Consider the following 18,199-nt stretch of genomic DNA (forward strand, 5'->3'; position numbering starts at 1 on the left):
CACCTCGTGCAGTACGCGGTGATCTTCGACCGCATCTTCCGCTTCTCGATCACCGGCAACCGCACCCGCAACTACGACGCCGTCGGCGGGCAGCTGCTGTTCGCGTGGCTGCACCAGCGGGGCGTGCTGCACTGGACCGACACCGCGCTCGCGTTCGACTGGGAGAACGTGCCGGACGCCGTGGTGGCCCTGGGAGATGCGATCGACGACCTGTACTGGCACTCGATCGACCGGCCGAAGGTCGCCCACTGGCTCGCCGCCTATGAGCTGGTCCGCGGCACGCTCACGCCGCACCCGGCGTCGCAGTGGGCTCGCGGCCTGTCGGACGAGATCCTCGCCGGCGCTCCCAAGGGCTACACCGACGCCGTGCTGGACGACGAGTTCCCGCTCTCGATGTTCTTCGAGACGCTGGACAAGAAGATGAAACCCATCATCGAATCGACGTCGGGCATCACGGGGGAGTCGGAATGAGTGGCGCTCTGCGGGGTCGAGTCGTCGTCATCGCGGGAGCGACGAGTCCATCGGGACTCGCCGTGGCGAGGACGCTGATCCGCCATGGCGCACGAGTGGTCGGTGTCGGGAACATCCCGAACCTGCTCGAGCAGTTCCGGGCGGCGTTTCCGGAGGCGCTCACCCTCAGCTGCGACCTCACCTCAAGGGAGGAGGTGACCGACATGGCCACGACCGTCCGCGCGCGTCTCGGGCCGATCGACGGTCTCGTCCACCTGGTCGGCGGGTGGCGAGGCGCGAAGGGCATCGTGAGCCAGAGCGACGAGGACTGGGACTTCTTCAACAGCGTCATGATCGGAACACTCCGCAACACGACCCGTGCGTTCTACGACGACCTCGTGGCGTCGGATGCGGGTCGGCTCGCGATCGTTTCCGCAGTGTCGGTGCAGTCGCCGACAGCTGCTTCCGCGTCGTACTCCGCCGCGAAAGCCGCGACGGAGGCCTGGGCGCTCAGCGTCGCAGACGGCTTCCGAAGCGATGCCCGTATCGACGTGGGCGGTGGGGAGTCTTCGGCCACGATCTTCGTCGTCAAGGCGCTCGTGGATGACGCGATGCGTGCGGCGGCACCGGAGCGGCGGTTCCCGGGGCACACCGACGTCGATGATCTCGCGGACGCGATCGCAGGCCTGTGGACCGAGACGGGGACGATGAACGGGGCGCGCATCGCGCTCTACGACGACACCGCAGGCAAGACGGGTGCGCAGCGATGACCGGGGTGTCGCACGACCGGACGAGACGGGGATTCGCGTCGGACAACTATTCGGGGGTGCACCCCGAGGTCATGGACGCGCTCGCGCGCGCGAACGGCGGTCACCAGACCGCCTATGGCGCGGATGTCTACACCGACCGGCTCGCCGCAGTCTTCCGCACGCACTTCGGTGATGATGCCCTCGCGTATCCGGTCTTCAACGGAACCGGATCCAACGTGACCGCACTCCAGTCGATGCTGCCGCGCTGGGGAGCCGTCATCTGTTCGAGCGTCGCCCACATCCACACGGATGAGAACGGCGCACCGGAGCGGATCGGCGGACTCAAGCTCCTCCCTGTCGAGTGCCCGGATGGGAAACTCACCCCCGAACTGGTCGCGTCCGAAGCGTGGGGGTGGGGCGATGTGCATCGGGCGCAGCCGCTCGTCGTGTCGATCACGCAGACCACGGAGATCGGCACCCTGTACACCGTCGAAGAGATCCGAGCGATCACCCGGCAGGCGCATGAGCTCGGCATGCGAGTGCACATGGACGGCGCGCGTGCCTCGAATGCGGCGGCCGCCCTCGACGCGCCGTTGCGAGCGTTCACCACGGATGCCGGAGTCGACGTCCTGAGCTTCGGGGGCACGAAGAACGGGATGATGTTCGGCGAGGCGATCGTCGTGCTGGATCCCGACGCGTCGTACGGCCTCGACTATCTGCGCAAGTCCAACATGCAGCTGGCGTCGAAGATGAGGTTCGTCTCGGCGCAACTGCTCGCGCTGCTGGAGGGCGATCTCTTCCTGCGGAATGCCCGCCGGTCGAACGCGATGGCTGCTCGACTCCGCCATGCGCTGGAGACAGGGATCGATGCCGGCATGCTGCCCGGAGTGGAGTTCACCCAGCCGACCCAGTCGAACGCGGTGTTCGCGAGCCTGCCGGCCGCGGTCGCCGAGCGACTGCGGGGCCGGTTCCCGTTCTACGACTGGGACGCCGCCCGGGGCGAGGTCCGTTGGATGTGCGGTTTCGACACCGAGGCCGAGGACATCGACGATTTCGTCGAGGCCTTGACGTCCGAACTCGTCGCCTGAGGACGGAGTCGGCATGTGCGCGCCGGTCACGAGTTCTCCGGATCTCGTGCCGTTCATCGATCCCCGCTCGTTCTGCAACCGGCGGCGGGCGTGGTTCTGCGTCGATGTTGTCGGTTCCGACGGACAAGGTCCATTCGAATGGTCCTCGTCAGCAGTCCGCGGCGATCGGTTGCGTCGAATACTGAGATCGGCCGCCCCGCCCCTGTGGCACCGTCCCGGTCGCATCACGCCCGAAGGAGAGACCAACCGATGAGCAGCTTCCACGAGACGACGATCACGGGCGACTGTCCGATCAGCGTGCGCGACTACGGCGGAGCGGGAGCGCCTATGCTGCTCCTGCACGGCGCCCTGCGCAACCTCGAGGATTGGAGTCCCTACCCGGACCTGCTCGGGAAGGGCTCCAGGCTCGTCGCGATGGACTTCCGCAACCACGGGCGATCCGGCGAGGGCCCGTGGACCTGGGACGCTGTCCTCGACGACGTCGGCCGCGTCATCGACATCATGGGGCTGGATGCGCCTGTCCTGGTCGGACATTCGCTCGGCGGCATGGTCGCCGCGCTGTACGCGGTGCGCCGCGGCGGGGTCTCCGGAGTGATCAACATGGACGGCTACGGTTCCGGCCGCCCGGAGCAGTACGTGGGGATCGCCCCCGACGTCGCCTCCGAGTATCTGCGGACCAGTCTCGACGCCGCGATCTCGTCCTGGCCGGACGGATCGCTCGAACCGGAGACGATCACGGCCATCGTCACGGCCCAGGCGACACAGGCCGCTGCGTACGGGCTTCCGGTCTCCAGGGAGGTGACAGCGCTCGCGCGGTCGCTCCGGTCGGACGATCACGGCCGGCCGACGCTCTCGATGAGCCGCGATCGGCTGAGCGAGATGATGCAGGTGCTCACGAGCCTCGACTGGATGGACATCTTCGCCCGAGTCGATGTGCCGTTCCTGCTGCACAGGTGCGAGGACACGGCAGGCATCGAAGGCGAGACGCTCGAGATGATGACGGCGTACAACCAGGGCCTGCGCCGCGATCTGAACGATCTGAATCGCGTCTCGGACACCGTGACCGTCCGCTTCCTGGCGGAGAACCATGGCTACAACCTCATCGATCCTGAAGCGCGGGCGACGGAGATCCGGGAGTTCCTGAGTCTCGACTGAGCCTGAACCGCCCGTCCTCCGTGCCATCGCAGGGAGGACGGGCAGGTCGGTTCCCCGGATTCAGAACCGGATCGTCTCGACGGAGGTCGTGAACTCCGTCAGGACGTCGTCCAGGATCTCGACGCCGATTCCCGGGCCGGTCGGGATCCGCAGGGCGCCGTCCTCGAGCACGAACGGTGCCGTGAGATCCTGCGCGTAATAGCGGTCCGATGCCGACGTGTCGCCGGGGAGGACGAAGTTCGGCAGTCCCGCGAGCGCCACGTTCGCGGCTCTGCCGATTCCGGTCTCGAGCATCCCGCCGCACCACACCGGCACTCCGTTCGCCGCAGCGATGTCGTGGATGCGCCGGGCCTCGAGGTACCCGCCGACCCTCGCCGGCTTGACGTTGATGACGCTGCAGGCGCCCAGAGCGATCGCCGCGGCGGCATCGCGTGCCGACTCGATCGACTCGTCCAGGCAGATGGGGGTGCGGATCAGCGCGGCGAGGGCCGCATGTCCGAGGATGTCGTCCTCGGACAGCGGCTGCTCGATGAGGAGCAGGTCGTACGGATCGAGCTGCGCCAGGTGGCGGGCATCCGCGAGGGTGTAGGCCGTGTTGGCGTCGACCTGCAGCAGGATGTCGTCGCCGAAGGTCTCGCGGACGAGACGCACGGGAGCCACGTCCCACCCTGGCTCGATCTTGAGCTTGATCCGCCGGTATCCCTGTGCGAGGTACTCGCCGACGGCGTTCACGAGCTCGTCGAGGCTGTCGAGGATGCCGACCGAGACCCCGGCGGGGACGGATTCGCGCACGGCTCCGAGGTGCTGTCCGAACGAGACTCCCGTCTCCTTCAACTGTGCGTCGAGGATCGCGGTCTCGAGCACGGCCTTCGACATCGCGTGCCCTTTGACCGGTGCCAGAGCGGTTGCCACTCGTTCCGCGGTGAGATCCTCGCCCATGGCCTCGAGGCGGGGGAGCAGATGATCGCGGATGACGAGCTCACCGCCGTCGAGGAACTCCGAGCTGTACAGCGGACCCGGCTCCGCGGCGTGCTCCGCCCACCCTTCCGCGTCCGGGGTCGCGACACGGACGAGGATCGTCTCGCGCTCGGACACCGACCCGAACGAGGTGCGGAACGGCGAGACGAGCGGCAGGGCGACCCGGCGCAGCTCGATGGTCTGAATCTTCACGAATGGACTCCTTTGGCGAGTCGGTACCAGCCTGATCTGGTAACGCTGGTGGCGGTGTAGCCGGCATCGAATGCGTCGGTCAGCGCTTCGCGGACGCTTCGGCGCCACTCGCGTGCTTCCGCGGGGCGCTGCGTGCGGAGCGACACGATGTCCCGCGGCACTCGGCACCAGAGGACGCCGGCGGACTCGATCACCGCTGGTCTCTCGTCCGGTCCGAAGCTGCGGACCTGATGAGAGCGGAAGTCGGGAAGCGCAGGGTCGTGCGCGGCGCCCTCGCTGCAGGCGACCGTTCTGTCGCCGGCGAGGGTCCAGGTCGCGACCAGTCGATCGCTCTCGTCGTCCGCGTTGATGTCATCGAGCATCGTGCCGTAGAAGTTCGGGTTGTACTCGTCGACGGTGGCGCCGAGTTTCGACAGGTTGAAGCGCGCATTGCGGCTCACGAGAGGGTCGAATGTCCAGACCATCCGCTCGAGTCCGTGGGCCAGCGCCCAGGAGCGCTGATGCTGCTTGAGGGCGTAGCCCACGCCGGAGTCCGCCCGCCCGGCCCTCACTCCGGCGATCAGCGAATAGGCGGAGGCGGTCTCCGCCGAGACGATGGCGACGGCCGCTCCGCAGATCTCGCCGTCGGTGTTGTATGCGGCGGTCACCGAGCAGCCGGCGTGGCTGATGCTGCGCAGGACATCGAGCGGGATGGGCGCCCCTTGCGTCGTGGTTCCCCAGATCGAGGTGAGCAGGTCGTTGACCTCCTCGAGCATTCCCATCTCGTGGACATCGACGACCCTGACACGGGCGAGCTCGCTGGCACGCGCTGCGGCCGTCTGCGATTGGAGGAGAGCGGAGCCGCCTTCGACGTCGGTGTGCATGGGACCATCGTGCTCGTCACCCGGCGGAAGGGCTTTGGCTTCGCGCACCATCCTGTTCCGGTGCGCCCTGGCCTGCCCGACAGCGCCGCGAGGGGCGGCGCGGAGGACCGTCCGATCCGTCGCGCGTCAGGGCGTCTCTGCGGCGTACTGCCGGTAGAGGTCGAGGTCGGGGGCGCCGTGGGTCAGCCGCGACCATTCCTCCACGAACCGGCGACGCACCTGACGGGGAGGCCAGTCCGCTGGCAGCAGCGCGTTCGGCAGCAGCGGGTCGATCGCGAGGGCCGCCGCGAATGGCTCGGACAGGATGAGTGCGTCGGCGGCCCGGCGTACGGGGTCATCGGCGGCATCGATCGCAGCGAAGCGAGCGAGTGCTCGATCCGCTGCGCCATACGCCTCCCTCACCGGACCGAGGTCCCAATACCTGGCGAGGATCGCGGAGGGGTCGTCGAGACCGGCGATGTCGATTCGCGTCACCTCGGCGACGATCAGCTGATCGATCACCTCGGGGTCGGGAAGCGCAGCGTAGTGACGCAGGGGCGGCCGCGGGTCGTTCGTCGACAGGAAGAGGGCGGGCGCGATGCTCACGCCACCGAAGCGCGAGAGCCCGGAGCGCAGCGCATCGCGGTCCGCTCGTCGTCCTTCAGGGAGGGAGAAGGCCGTGAGTCGCCAGAGGCCGTCCCAGGGGTCGGATTCGTCTTCCAGGGCGAGTGCGCGCCGGAGGCGGCCGGCGGTGACCGGATCCGTGCGGGGCGTGGCGCCGGAGCGGACCAGAACGCCGTTGCGACCCCTGCCCTCCTGCGTGGCGAGGCCCGCGGCCTCGATGCGCCTGATCGCCAGGCGCACGGGCTGATCGTCGACCCCGAGAGTGCTGGCGAGATCGTAGACGAAGCGCAGCGACGCGTGTCCTGTGCTGTCGAAGCATGCCTCGACGATCGTTCGGGGTGCCGGTGGGGCGTCGACGTCGGGGATGCTCACGGCAACAGCCTAGGGGGGAGTGCATCCCCGAACTCATGAAACTATCTATTGACTCAAGAAGGTGAGTTGCGCGATAGTTACTTCATCGGAACGATCATCGGCGATCGCCCGAACTCGATGAAGAGGAGTACGCCGTGGCACCTTCCCATTCCGCACCCCGAGCGGTGGCGGCTCTAGACCAGAGCGGCTCGCTCAGCCCGGTCGCGGGCCGACGCCTCCTGCCTTCGCTGACCGTGGCATGGTTCGTCCTCTTCGCGGCGTACCTCGGTCTCACCTCCGTGCTGCTGCCCAATCACATGGCGAACATCGACGAGGAGCACAAGGTGGCGAACTTCGCCATCGTCACCACCGTCGCCTCGATCATCGCCATGTTCTCCCAGCCGATCGTGGGGGCGCTTTCCGATCGCACTCGATCGCGTCTCGGGCGCCGCGCACCGTGGATGCTCGCGGGCGCCCTCATCGGCGCGCTGTCGCTCATCGTCCTCGGCTCGCTGCACGACATCTTCCTGATCACGATCGTGTGGGCGGTGATGCTCGTGTCGCTCAACGCCCTGCAGGGACCGCTGAGCGCGATCACCCCTGACCGGTTCCCGCGCTCGCGCCGCGGTGTGGCGTCGACGGCCGTCGGCATCGGCACGCTGGCCGGAGCCACCCTCGGCGTCGTGCTCGCCGGCCGGATCGCGGCCGATGTCGGCATCGGGTACCTGGTGTTCGGCGGGGGCGTCTTCGTCGTGACGGTCGCCTTCGTGCTCCTCAACAAGGATCGCTCCAGCACCGATGTGGACTTCACCGCTTTCCGCTGGCGGAGCTTCCTCGCGGATTTCTGGGTGAATCCTCTCCGGCATCCGGACTTCGCCTGGGCCTTCACCGCGCGATTCCTCTTCATCCTCGGGTACTTCCTGGTCTTCACCTACCAGCTGTTCATCCTCACCGACTTCATCGGGATGCCGCTCGGGGAAGCCAACATCCAGGTCGGAGTCCTCAGCATGGCGGCCTTCGTCACCACTCTCCTCTCGGTGAGCGTCGCCGGGTGGGTCAGTGACAGGGTGCGACGGCGGAAGGCGTTCGTCTACCTCGCCTCCGGCATCATGATCGTCGGGCTGCTCGTACCGCTCGCGATGCCGAACATGACCGGAATGCTGTTGATGTTCACGATCAAGGGCTTCGGCTACGGGCTGTACATGGCGTGCGACACCGCGCTGATGACCGAGGTGCTCCCCGGGGGCGGCGCGAGCGCCGCGAAGGATCTCGGCATCCTGAACATCGCCACCAACATCCCGCAGGCGCTCAGCCCCGCGGTCGCCGCCCTCATCATCAGCGGGTTCGGCGGGTACCCGGCCCTCTTCGCCGTGGCCGCAGCGTGCATCGGGCTCGCCGCCATCGCCCTCATCCCGATCCGAGGCGTCCGCTGAGACGCCGCACCACAGACCCCTCGCACATCGAAAGGCATCACAGAACATGACACAGCAGCGCACCGTCCGCGTCGGAGTCGTCGGCATCGGCCGCGGCCTCGCCTTCATCGAACAGAGCACAGCGGAGCTCGGCATCGAGCTCGTGGCGCTCTGCGACACCTGGGCGGAACGGCTCGACGAGATCAACGCCGAGCACGGTGTCGCGACGTACACCGACTACGACGCCTTCCTCGAGCACGACATGGATGCCGTCGTCCTCGCCAACTACTTCCACCAGCACGCCCCGTTCGCGATCAGGGCTCTCCAGGCGGGCAAGCATGTGATGAGCGAGACCGCCGCGTGCATGACGATGGCGGAGGGTGTCGCCCTCGTGCGGGAGGTCGAGCGTTCCGGGCTCGTCTACATGCTCGCCGAGCAGTACCCCTACATGGCCTTCAACCAGGAGATGAAGCGGCTGTACGACGAAGGCGCCGTCGGGGAGTTCCGCTACGGCGAGGGCGAGTACATCCACGCGATGTCGGCGCAGTTCCTGAACAGCATCTCGCCGGGCGTCGATCACTGGCGCAACTGGCTCCCCGTCACCTACTACTGCTCGCACGCTCTGGCGCCGGTGATGCACATCACGGGCACCACGCCGAAGAGCGTGACCGGTTTCGTCGTGCCCTATGACGAGGGCGATGCCGAGAAAGCGCGCACGGTCCGCCGGATGGACACCGCGGGGATGATCGTCCTCACGATGGACAACGGCGCCCTGGTGAAGCTGCTGCAGTACGATCTGCGAGGTGGTGGACACTGGGTGCGGATCCACGGGAACCGCGGTCTGATGGAGAACACGCGGATCGGGGGCCATCACGGGCAGGACCGCGTGCGGGTGTGGCGGGAGACCTGGGAGAAGCCGGACGGGGTGCCCGAGGAGATGGTCTACAAGCCCGACTTCCCGCAGCACAACGACAAGGCCTCGAAGAGCACCCACTTCGGGGGAGACTTCTTCATGAATCTCATCTTCGCGGATGCCGTCCGCTCCGGAACGGCGCCCTACTTCGACGTCTACCGGGGCGTGACCATGGCGGCAGTCGGCATTCTGGCGTACCGGTCGGCCCTGAGCGGCGGCGCCCCGATCGACGTGCCGGACTTCCGCGACGAGGCCGAGCGGGCGGCTTACGAGGATGACCACTGGTCGCCCGACCCTGCCGCAGCGGGTCCTGGTCAGCCGGCCCCGAGCGTGCTCGGGCACGTCCGGCCTCCGGTCGCCGGACGGGAGTACGCGGAGGAGGTCTGGGCGGATCAGGACGAACTGATGTACGGCGGAAAGGTCTTCGGCGGATGAGCTCCTCTCTCACGGATCCGGTGCGCGTGGCGGCTGCTCCGCTCACGGGTCCGATCGCCCATCATGCCGAAGGGCCGGTCTGGGCGGAGGAGTGGGGCGGTCTGCGCTTCGTCGATCTCGATGCCGGTGCGATCCTCACGCTGCGGGCCGACGGCGTGTCCAGGCTGCAGCTCGACGAGCCGATCGCGGCATTCGTGCGGCCCCGGCGATCCGGGGGATACGTGGTCGCCGTCGAGCGCGGCATCGCGCTCGCCGATTCCGTCGACGGGTTCCCGGTCCGGCGCGTCGACTGCTGGGCGGAGACCGACGTGCGGATGAACGACGGCACGGTCGATCCCGATGGCCGGCTCCTCGCCGGGGGGATGGCGTATGACGCGCGTCCTGGCGCATCCGCGCTGTACCGCTTCGATGCCGATCTTCGGATGGAGGTGGTCGTGCCGGACGTCACCGTCTCGAACGGGATCGACTTCTCCCCAGACGGCTCGCGAGGCTACTTCGTGGACTCGCTCACACATCGCATCGACGTGTTCGACTACCGTTGCGGTGAGCTCGAGAATCGCCGTGGCTTCGTGGAGATCGAGCCTGCCGAAGGGCTCCCCGACGGTCTCGCCGTGTCCGCCGACGGATCGGTATGGGTCGCCCTCTGGGGAGGGGGCGCCGTTCACGGCTATTCGCCGGATGGGCGGCTGCACACCATCGTCGAACTGCCGGTGACGCAGGTGAGCGCGTGCGTCTTCGGCGGCGCGGATCTCGACATCCTCTTCATCACGACGTCGCGTCAGGGCCTGGGCGACGGCGACGAACCGGAGGCCGGTGGCGTCTTCGCCGCCCGTACCGGCCACCGCGGAATGCCCGTGCGGCGATTCGCCGGGTGACTAGTCGGCGGGGTAGGCCGCGAAGAGGGATAGGCCGGGATTGCGCTTCCGGTGCTGTGCCCACGAGTCGCGGAACTCCCCTCGCAGTCGAGCGGGCGGCCAATCGGGCGGACGCAGTTCGGGAGGGAGCAGCGGATCGCGTTCGAGAGCATCGGTGAACGCCTCGGCGAGAGCGAGGGCCCTCGCGGTCTCCGTCGCGGGATCGGCGGGGTCGGCGTTCTGTCGCTCCGCGGCGTGCAGCGCCTCCGCGAGAGGGGCGTAAGCATCGAGGAGGGGCTTCGCGGGCCAGAGGGTCTCGGCGGCGGCAAGGGGATCGCCGAATCCCGCCCCGCCGAGATGAACGACTTCCGCCGTGATGAGATATCGCGCGAGGGTCGTCGTCGCCGTCTCGTGGGCGAGGCTCGAGGCGAGGTCGTGCGGGCTGATGTAGACCCCGGGGGCGAGCGACGCCGCACCGAGACGGAGCAGCGCGTTGCGCAGGCCGTCCCGTTCCGACCGGTTTCGCTCGGGTATCGAGAAGGTGTACAGACGCCAGCGCCCGTCCCACGGCGCGTCGCCGGCATCCTGCGCGTAGGCGAGCGCGATGTACCCGACGTTCGCGTCCTCCCGTGCACGCGTGGAGTCGGTGAGGACGAGGCGTCCCTTGCGCCCGCGCCCCTCCTGCCGGAGATGCCCCGTCGCCTCGAGACGACGGATGGCGAGACGGACGGGCTGATCCGCCAGTCCGGCCGCCAGGGCCACGTCATAGACGTAAGCGAGCTCGGCGACCCCGTTCTCGTCGAAGCATGCCTCGATGACGACCCGCGGTGAGACACGGATGTCGCTCATGTCAGGACCTCTTCCCCTCGAGCGATAGGACCATCTCGGTCGCGGTGCGGAATCCGTAGAGCCTGCGGAGCGGGCCGATCGATGCGGATTCTTCCGCGACGTAGCCGAGCCTCTGATAGAGGTCCCGCGCCCGAGGGTTGGTATCGACGACGCTCAGCCGCACGGCGTCCATCTTCTCATCGAGTGCGAGCCGACGCACGTGCGCGAGCAGCGCGGTTCCGACGCCGAGGCCGCGGGCTTCCGGCGCGACCGAGATCCCGTCGAGAAGCAGGCTCCCAGGATGCGTGCGCCGCTCGAGGACGCCGAGCAGCAGCGCACGAACCGGTGCGGTGAAGGTCGAGTATCGCGCACGCAGTTCTGCGAAGGAGAACCCGACGGCGGCGCGACCCCGAAGGGAGAACCCGACGACCCCGATGACGGTGCCGTCCGCATGTGCGCAGACGACGCGGTCGTCTGCCAGCAGCGACTCGAGGTAGGGGACGGCTCGCTGTTCGTCGCTCAGTGCCGGGCGCAGTTTCCGGTGGAACGCCTGCCAGTAGAGCCGGGCGACGCGGGGTCGCTGTCCGCGAGGGATTCCTGCAGTGATGGCGACGTCAGAGAGCTCCATCGATGAAGTCTATCAAGTGATACACGATCGTAGTTCAAACGGTAGATTCCGCTCAGCGGCGGACGCATCGAAAGCGTGACATGGGTGGGGCCGCGCGGAGCCGATGTCGGTTTCGTTGGCTAGCGTTGACGCCGTGAACACGTTCAAGGGGCAACGCTGGGCCGTTACGGGCGCCGCAGGAACCATCGGGCGGGCCCTTCGTGAGTCTCTGCCCGACACCGACCTCGTGTCGATCGATATCGCGGAGGTCGTACCGGTCTCCGCGTCGGATCGTCCCGTCCAGTGCGATGTTCGCGATCTCGCCGCGCTGGAGGCCGCCTTCGCCGGCTGTGCGGGTGTCGTGCATCTGGGTGGTGTCCCCGATGAGGCGGACTTCCACGAGCTCGCAGAGATCAACATTGTGGGGACCTACCACGTACTCGAGGCCGCGCGACGCGCCGGGGTCGGTCGAGTAGTCTTCGCCAGCAGCAACCGTGCGACCGGTTTCTACAGCACCGACACGGTCGTCGACGAGGGCATGCCCCCTCGTCCGGACGGATTCTACGGGGCGTCGAAGGTCGCCAGTGAAGCGCTGTGCCGTCTCTATTCGGACAAGTTCGGTCTCAGTACCATCGTCATGCGGATCGGCAGCTACGAACAAGCGCCGACATCCGCGCGAGAACTGCGCACCTGGCTCAGCCCAGGCGACGCTCTCCGTGCGTTCGAAGCGGCGATGACCGCTCCCCAGCAGCACGCCACCTTCTACGCGGTCTCCCGGAACACGCAGCATTGGTGGAGTCTGACGTCGGGTGAGGCGATCGGCTACGCACCGGTCGACGACGCTGCCGAGCATGGCGACTTCGGCGAGCTTCCCGCCGGGCAGCCGCAGGGCGGGGCCTACGCCAGCGTCGAGTATTCATTGGACCGCATGCGCACTCCCTGACGAGAGAGTCCCGATCGCCGGGCCGAAGTCGTCGGCGCCCGGGGGGGGGCTCAGGCTCCCTCCCAGGGGTAGCCGTGCTTCTGGAAGGCCGCCGCGATGCGGTGCTTGCCCCCCTCGACGTCGTCGTCGAACAGGACCCGGCCCTCCGGTGATTCGATGCGGACCTTGCCGCCGTGGCGGAACACCCCTCCGACCTGGTCGCGAGAGATCAGCCGGGAGTCATCGCCCTCGGTGATGGTGATCTGAGTGTCGCTGATCCTCAGCCGCGCACTCTGATAGGTGATGAAGAAGGCGATGACGATGCCGATGATTCCGAGGATCGCCGGACGGCCGATGACCATGATCGGCGCGTCGAAGGAACCCAGGAACTTGAGCTGGTCGATGAAGGGGATCGGCCAACTGGCGATGTTCTGCAGGAGCCACGGCAAGGCCAGGCCGAGGCTGACGCCCAGCGCTGCGCAGGCGACCCAGATCACGATCTTCGTGTCGAGGGTCATTCGCAGCTCGGTCTCGTCGGTGGGGGTGGTCGCGCTCATGCTATTGATTGTATCGGGAACGATCGTGCGGAGAACGAGAGATAGATGGGCGGCGGCGATCTCGCTCGACGTTGGCCGCTGCGCTGATCTTGACCTCCTGATCTTGTAACGAGAGGCCAAACCGGGAGGCCGTCCTCGTCCGATGGACTGATCCCGCCCGACGCGGACGCCTCTCGCGAGCCCGCGGAACGGGAGATCAATCGAGGAGCAGGGCGTGCCTGGACGGAATCTGACGAAGCTCGAGGCGCACGAGCGCGCCGAACTCATCCGCGTCGACGGCTACGTCGTCGAGATCGACCTCACCGGCGGGCAGGACACCTTCGCTGTTGTGACCGATGTGCGGTTCGGGAGCCGACCGGGGGCGGCGACGTTCCTCGATCTGATCGCTGACTCCGTCGAGAGCGTGGAACTGAACGGCCGTCTGCTCGATCCTCGAGAAGCGTATGCGGATTCGCGCGTCCAGCTCCCGCGCCTGGCCTCGCGGAATCACGTGAGGATCGAGTCGACCCAGCGGTACACCAACACCGGAGAAGGGCTCCATCGCTTCGTCGACCCGGTCGACGGCGAGGTGTATCTGCACACCCAGTTCGAGGTGCCCGACTCCCGGCGCGTCTTCGCCGTCTTCGAGCAGCCCGACCTCAAGGCGACGTTCGAGTTCTCCGTCGTCGCGCCGGCGCGCTGGCAGGTCGTCAGCAATCAATCGACGCCCGTCCCCGTTCCCGTCGGCGACCGCGATGGCGAGGACATCGCGCGGTGGGCGTTCGCACCGACGCCCGTGGTCTCGAGCTACATCACCGCGCTCATCGCGGGGCCGTACGCGGCCGTGCGCAGCGAGTGGCGGAGCCGAGACGGGCGGAGGGTTCCCCTGGGCGTGTTCTGCCGCAGGTCGCTCGAACAGCATCTCGTCGCTGAGGAGGTCTTCGCCACGACACGGGAAGGACTCGCGTTCTTCGAGGACATCTTCGGCTACCCGTACCCCTTCGAGAAGTACGACCAGCTGTTCGTTCCGGAGCTCAGCGCGGGAGCGATGGAGAATGCCGGCGCCGTGACGTTCGACGAGGAGTTCCTCTTCCGCGGGCGGGTCTCTGAAGCACGGCGCGAAGGCCGAGCCGTGACGATCCTGCACGAGCTCGCACACATGTGGTTCGGCAATCTCGTCACCATGCGCTGGTGGGATGACCTCTGGCTCAATGAGTCGTTCGCGGACTACGTCTCCATCCTGGCGAGCGTGGAGGCCGCGGAGTGGACCCACGGCTGGGCCACCTTCGCGGCATCGGACAAGGCCTGGGCCTATCGGCAGGACCAGTTGCCCTCGACGCATCCGGTCGCGGGCGAAGTGCGGGACCTCGAGGACGTGCTGAACAACTTCGACGGGATCACGTACGCCAAGGGCGCCTCGGCACTGAAGCAGCTCGTCGCATGGGTCGGTCGCGAGTCGTTCCTCCTGGGGGTGCACGATTACTTCGTCGCACATCAGTACGCGAATGCCGGACTCCACGATTTCCTCCATCATCTCGAAGCGCGAAGCGGGAGGGACCTCGCGCGGTGGTCTGCGCTATGGCTCGAGACCGCAGGGGTCAACACTCTGCGCGCGGAGTTCGAACTCGACGGAGCGGGGAGATTCAGCTCCTTCCATGTCCGGCAGACCGCGTCGCACGACCAGCCGACCCTGCGACCGCACCGCCTCGCGATCGGGCTGTATGACGACGACGGCGTTTCGATCCACCGGGTCGGACGCATCGAGATCGACGTCGAAGGCGCGCTCACGGCGGTGCCGGAACTCGTCGGCGTCGCCCGGCCCGACCTCCTCGTCCTGAACGAGGACGACCTCACGTACGCCAAGATCAGGATGGATGAGCGCTCCCTCCGCAGCGCCGAAGGCGGCCTCGCCACCATCGAGAGCCCGGTCACCCGCGCCCTGATCTGGGGGACGCTGTGGGATGCCACGCGCGACGCGGAGTATCCCGCCTCGCGATTCGTTCAGGTCGTGCTGGCGAACGCGGCGGGGGAGACGCACTCGGGGATCCTGCGCCTGCTGCTCGGGCAGTTGTTCGACGCCGTCTCGACATTCGTGCCGCCGGAGGGACGACGCCGGGCTCGCGCGGATGCCGCCGAGGCGGTCTGGGCGCTTGCGACGAGGGCGCAGCCCGGATCCGATGCGCAGCTCCAGTTCGGCACCGCATTCCTCCAGCTCGCCGTCACCGCCGACCAGCTCGACGTCATCGCTGCGCTGGGTGCGGGGACCGTCACCGTCTCGGGGTTCACGATCGACACCGACATGCATTGGACGCTGTTGACCACGCTCGCCGCCGGCGGGCGTGTGACGCAGACGATGATCGACACGCAGCTCGCAGCGGATCCCACCGCATCCGGAGAGAGGGCAGCCGCGCGTGTCAGAGCGGCCCTTCCCTCCTTCGAGGACAAGGCGCGTGCCTGGTCCGCGGCGTTCGGAAGCGGCGAAGAGTCGAATCTCATGATCGAGGCGATCGGCGAGGGCTTCCTGGAGGTGGAGGACGCGTCGGTGCTCGAGCCCTTCACCGAGCGGTTCTTCACCGATATGCTCCCCGCCTGGGAGTCGCGGGGGCACGTGGTCGCAGAACAGCTGAGCCAGGGCTTCTACCCGCACCCTCTGGCGAGTCCCGAGCTCGCGCGGGCGACGAGGCGCTGGCTCGACGAGACTCCTGAGGCTCCTCACGGGCTCCGCCGGCTGATCGAGGAGCACCTCGCGGACGTCGAGCGCGCTCTCGCGGCGCAACGGCTCGAGGCGGCGGTGCTGAAGCAGCAATCATTCTCGACCGCGGGCATGTAGAGGAGCGAGTGTGGAGTTCTTCGTCCTCAACCAGAAAGCGAGACCCGCCCATGCCTGTCCTGGAAGCGAACAGCGCCACGCTGCAGTCGGCCCTCGAGGGAGAATCACCGGTCATCATCCAGTTCTGGGCCGAATGGTGCGCGCCGTGCCGCGCGATGATCCCGATCGTCGATCAGTTCGCGGCCGAGCGCGGCGCGAGCGTGACCGTCGCGCGGGTCGACGTCGACGCGAATCCCGATCTGTCCCTGAAGTACCGGGTGACAGCCGTGCCGACGTTCGCGATCGCTCAGGGCGACACGATGCTGAGCTCGTTCTCCGGGGCGATGCCTCTGCACGCGTTCGCCGAGAGGGTCGACAAGGCTCTCAGCTGAGATACGGGTCGAGGGGTGGCGATCCCATCGCCACCCCTCGACGGCCCCTCTTCCGGGCCGGTCCCCGGCGCCGCCCGTTACCGCACGAACCAGGAGGCGGCTTCTCCGCCGACCGCGCGGCGGAGGTCGCGGTCGAGCAGGTACGCAGACATGTCGACCGCCGCGGCCGAGCCCTCGCCCGCCGCCGTGATCACCTGGGCGCGCGGATTCGCCACGTTCCCCGCGGCCCACACGCCGGCCACGGACGTCCTCCCCGTGGGGCCGACCTCGATCCACGATCCACCGGGTGCGCGCGTCAGATCCAGTTCCTCGACGACGGCGTCCCGAGGCTCCATCGTCGGGGCGACGAAGACGCTCTGGTGGGTCATCTGGCGTCCGGTCTCCAACGACACGACGACCTGACTTCCCGTCGTCGCTTCGATCCCGTTGACGGGGATGTCGTCGATCACGACGCCGACGGCATCCAACTCGGTGCGTGCCTGCTCTGGAAGCGCGATCCCGTTGGTGTAGAACGTGACGTCGTCCGTGTACCGCCTCATCAGACCTGCCTGGTGAACGGACATGGGTTCGTTGCTCCCGCCGATGACGGCGATGCTCCGTCCCTCCACTTCGCGTCCGTGGCAATGCGGGCAGTGGTGCACCAGGTCGCCCCACAGGGTCTCGGCGCCGGGGACGGCGGGCAGGACGTCACGGAGACCCGTCGCCACGAGGACGGCCGGTGCCTGTATCTCGCTGCCGTCCTCCAGTGCGACGACGAAGTCACCCGCACGTCGCGACGTCCGGATGGCGCGGGCGGCGAGGATCCGTCCGCCGAACCCGATCATCTCCTCGCGGCCCTTCTGCAGCAGCGCCTCGGGGTTCGTCCCCTCCTGGGAGAGGAAGCCATGCATCTGCGATGCAGGTGCATTCCGCGGTGTGCGGTCCTCGACCAGCACCACTTCGACCCCAGTGCGCGCGAGCACGATGCCTGCGCTCAGCCCCGCGGCACCGCCGCCCAGCACGATTGCGTCCCAATACATGTCCAGACCTCCTTGTTGTGACCTTCATGGTCACCCGAACGTCGGAAGAAGAAGAGCGGCGTTGCCAGAACAGCCAGAGGAACTTCTCGACCCGACTCGATCCCCAGGCGTCCGGGGGCATCGTCGCATCCACGGGGTGGGAACGCCGACCACGTTTGCTGATTCCGCAACGCGTGTTGCGGGCCGTGCGAGGGCGTCGGATCATGGCGGGATGGCGATCGAGCACGTTGTCGCGGCCGCGCTCGATCAGCTGCCTTCGCGCCTGCGGCGGGCGCGCGAGAAACGTGACCTGACCCTGAGCGAGGTTTCGAGTCGCACCGGCATCTCGTCCAGCACGCTCTCGCGACTCGAGTCCGGGCAGCGACGACCCACGATCGAGCTCGTGCTGCGCGTCGCGATGGCGCTCGAGGTCCCCCTCGCGGATCTCGTCGCCGCGCCCAGCGTCCAGGACCCGCGGGTCCAGCTCGCTCATGCGCGGGTGGAGGGGCGAACCGTCGTGCCGCTGACGCGCCAGAACACCGAGCCCCGCGCGTACAAACTCGTGATCCCCGCCACGGAATCGAAGCCGTCGCTCCGCACCCACCAGGGGTACGAGTGGCTGTATGTGCTCTCGGGCACGATGCGCCTGAGGCTCGGTCCGCATGACGTCCACCTCGGTCCCGGTGAGGTCGCAGAGTTCCCCACCGAGCAGCCGCATTGGTTCGGCTCGACAGGCAGGGGCCCGGTCGAGCTGCTGAGCCTGTTCGGCACGCAGGGGGAGATGATGCACGTGCGAGCCCACACCCGCAGAAAGGGTGATGCCGAGAGGGCGAAGGCGGAAGCCCAGGGGAGCGATCGCCCTGATGCGTCCCGAGGCGAGATCTCGCCCCGTCCCGCAGGTGGGCCGACATGATGTGCCGAACCGGCAACAGATCTCGACACGACCAGGGAAGTCGAGCGAGTGTTGAGGCGGCGTCCTCATCGCTCTCCGTCCGACGCATTCACCAAAGGAAGACTCAGTGACGTTCGATTCACCGCCACAGGCCCGTCCGCTCCGATCCCGG

18 protein-coding genes are annotated in these 18,199 nt (G+C 67.8%); 11 read left to right on the forward strand and 7 right to left on the reverse strand.

Annotated elements, in window-relative coordinates; translation table 11 throughout:
• The 4 genes from CQ044_RS17760 to CQ044_RS17775 form a co-directional block, all read left to right on the forward strand.
• Positions 1 to 471, forward strand: a 471-nt coding sequence (locus CQ044_RS17760) for a DUF6421 family protein (protein ID WP_258133364.1), incomplete at its 5' end; no start/stop codon positions are given.
• The gene (locus tag CQ044_RS17765) at positions 468 to 1,220 is read left to right on the forward strand and encodes an SDR family NAD(P)-dependent oxidoreductase (RefSeq protein WP_105689697.1); all 753 of its coding nucleotides are present in this window, start codon (positions 468 to 470) and stop codon (positions 1,218 to 1,220) included. The genes CQ044_RS17760 and CQ044_RS17765, both read left to right, overlap by 4 nt.
• The gene (locus tag CQ044_RS17770) at positions 1,217 to 2,287 is read left to right on the forward strand and encodes a low specificity L-threonine aldolase (RefSeq protein WP_105689698.1); all 1,071 of its coding nucleotides are present in this window, start codon (positions 1,217 to 1,219) and stop codon (positions 2,285 to 2,287) included. Before CQ044_RS17765 ends, CQ044_RS17770 begins: the two co-directional genes overlap by 4 nt.
• A 249-nt stretch (positions 2,288 to 2,536) precedes the next feature.
• A complete protein-coding gene (locus CQ044_RS17775; RefSeq protein ID WP_181158378.1) occupies positions 2,537 to 3,442 on the forward strand; it encodes an alpha/beta hydrolase in 906 nt (301 codons plus the stop codon).
• A 60-nt stretch (positions 3,443 to 3,502) separates the two neighbouring features.
• On the opposite strand, the gene menC is transcribed toward CQ044_RS17775, so the two are convergent.
• From menC to CQ044_RS17790, 3 genes are all read right to left on the reverse strand, one after another.
• Positions 3,503 to 4,612 (reverse strand): o-succinylbenzoate synthase, encoded by a 1,110-nt coding sequence (gene menC / locus CQ044_RS17780; protein WP_105689700.1) that lies wholly within the window; start codon positions 4,610 to 4,612, stop codon positions 3,503 to 3,505.
• On the reverse strand, positions 4,609 to 5,475 hold the full coding sequence (locus CQ044_RS17785; RefSeq protein ID WP_105689701.1) for a hypothetical protein: 867 nt from the start codon (positions 5,473 to 5,475) through the stop codon (positions 4,609 to 4,611). The genes menC and CQ044_RS17785 overlap by 4 nt, the downstream gene beginning before the upstream one ends.
• A gap of 126 nt (positions 5,476 to 5,601) precedes the next feature.
• Positions 5,602 to 6,450, reverse strand: a complete 849-nt coding sequence (locus CQ044_RS17790) for a PaaX family transcriptional regulator C-terminal domain-containing protein (RefSeq protein ID WP_105689702.1) — start codon at positions 6,448 to 6,450, stop codon at positions 5,602 to 5,604.
• 134 nt (positions 6,451 to 6,584) lie between these two features.
• Here CQ044_RS17790 and CQ044_RS17795 point away from each other — a divergent pair, with 134 nt between their 5' ends.
• From CQ044_RS17795 to CQ044_RS17805, 3 genes are read left to right on the forward strand one after another with little or no spacing between them, the layout of a single operon-like run.
• Entirely contained in the window at positions 6,585 to 7,862 is a 1,278-nt protein-coding gene (locus tag CQ044_RS17795) for an MFS transporter (protein ID WP_105689703.1), read from the forward strand.
• 46 nt (positions 7,863 to 7,908) lie between these two features.
• Positions 7,909 to 9,189: a Gfo/Idh/MocA family protein gene (locus CQ044_RS17800; RefSeq protein WP_105689704.1), complete on the forward strand. Its 1,281-nt coding sequence runs from the start codon at positions 7,909 to 7,911 to the stop codon at positions 9,187 to 9,189.
• Positions 9,186 to 10,064: an SMP-30/gluconolactonase/LRE family protein gene (locus CQ044_RS17805; protein ID WP_105689705.1), complete on the forward strand. Its 879-nt coding sequence runs from the start codon at positions 9,186 to 9,188 to the stop codon at positions 10,062 to 10,064. Before CQ044_RS17800 ends, CQ044_RS17805 begins: the two co-directional genes overlap by 4 nt.
• Here CQ044_RS17805 and CQ044_RS17810 read toward each other — a convergent pair whose 3' ends face one another.
• Both CQ044_RS17810 and CQ044_RS17815 read right to left on the reverse strand, forming a co-directional pair.
• On the reverse strand, positions 10,065 to 10,892 hold the full coding sequence (locus CQ044_RS17810; protein ID WP_105689706.1) for a PaaX family transcriptional regulator C-terminal domain-containing protein: 828 nt from the start codon (positions 10,890 to 10,892) through the stop codon (positions 10,065 to 10,067).
• 1 nt (position 10,893) lies between these two features.
• Positions 10,894 to 11,499 carry a GNAT family N-acetyltransferase gene (locus CQ044_RS17815; protein ID WP_105689707.1) on the reverse strand — a complete coding sequence of 202 codons (606 nt, stop codon included), beginning with the start codon at positions 11,497 to 11,499 and terminating at the stop codon, positions 10,894 to 10,896.
• Positions 11,500 to 11,632: 133 nt separating this feature from the next.
• On the opposite strand from CQ044_RS17815, the gene CQ044_RS17820 reads away from it, so the two are divergent.
• Positions 11,633 to 12,421 carry an NAD(P)-dependent oxidoreductase gene (locus tag CQ044_RS17820; protein WP_219844992.1) on the forward strand — a complete coding sequence of 263 codons (789 nt, stop codon included), beginning with the start codon at positions 11,633 to 11,635 and terminating at the stop codon, positions 12,419 to 12,421.
• A gap of 50 nt (positions 12,422 to 12,471) precedes the next feature.
• Here CQ044_RS17820 and CQ044_RS17825 read toward each other — a convergent pair whose 3' ends face one another.
• Positions 12,472 to 12,957: a hypothetical protein gene (locus tag CQ044_RS17825; protein ID WP_105689709.1), complete on the reverse strand. Its 486-nt coding sequence runs from the start codon at positions 12,955 to 12,957 to the stop codon at positions 12,472 to 12,474.
• 214 nt (positions 12,958 to 13,171) lie between these two features.
• Here CQ044_RS17825 and pepN point away from each other — a divergent pair, with 214 nt between their 5' ends.
• Positions 13,172 to 15,766, forward strand: coding sequence for an aminopeptidase N (gene pepN / locus CQ044_RS17830; RefSeq protein ID WP_105689710.1), 2,595 nt, complete (start codon positions 13,172 to 13,174; stop codon positions 15,764 to 15,766).
• A 50-nt stretch (positions 15,767 to 15,816) separates the two neighbouring features.
• A complete protein-coding gene (locus CQ044_RS17835) occupies positions 15,817 to 16,137 on the forward strand; it encodes a co-chaperone YbbN (protein WP_105689711.1) in 321 nt (106 codons plus the stop codon).
• A gap of 77 nt (positions 16,138 to 16,214) precedes the next feature.
• On the opposite strand, the gene CQ044_RS17840 is transcribed toward CQ044_RS17835, so the two are convergent.
• Positions 16,215 to 17,156 carry an NAD(P)/FAD-dependent oxidoreductase gene (locus CQ044_RS17840; protein ID WP_105689712.1) on the reverse strand — a complete coding sequence of 314 codons (942 nt, stop codon included), beginning with the start codon at positions 17,154 to 17,156 and terminating at the stop codon, positions 16,215 to 16,217.
• Between the two features lie 211 nt (positions 17,157 to 17,367).
• Between CQ044_RS17840 and CQ044_RS17845 the strand changes: the two genes are divergently transcribed.
• On the forward strand, positions 17,368 to 18,048 hold the full coding sequence (locus CQ044_RS17845; RefSeq protein ID WP_105689713.1) for a helix-turn-helix domain-containing protein: 681 nt from the start codon (positions 17,368 to 17,370) through the stop codon (positions 18,046 to 18,048).
• Positions 18,049 to 18,199 lie beyond the last annotated feature (151 nt).

The organism is Microbacterium sp. MYb64 (genome assembly GCF_002979495.1).
Lineage (GTDB): Bacteria > Actinomycetota > Actinomycetes > Actinomycetales > Microbacteriaceae > Microbacterium > Microbacterium azadirachtae_A.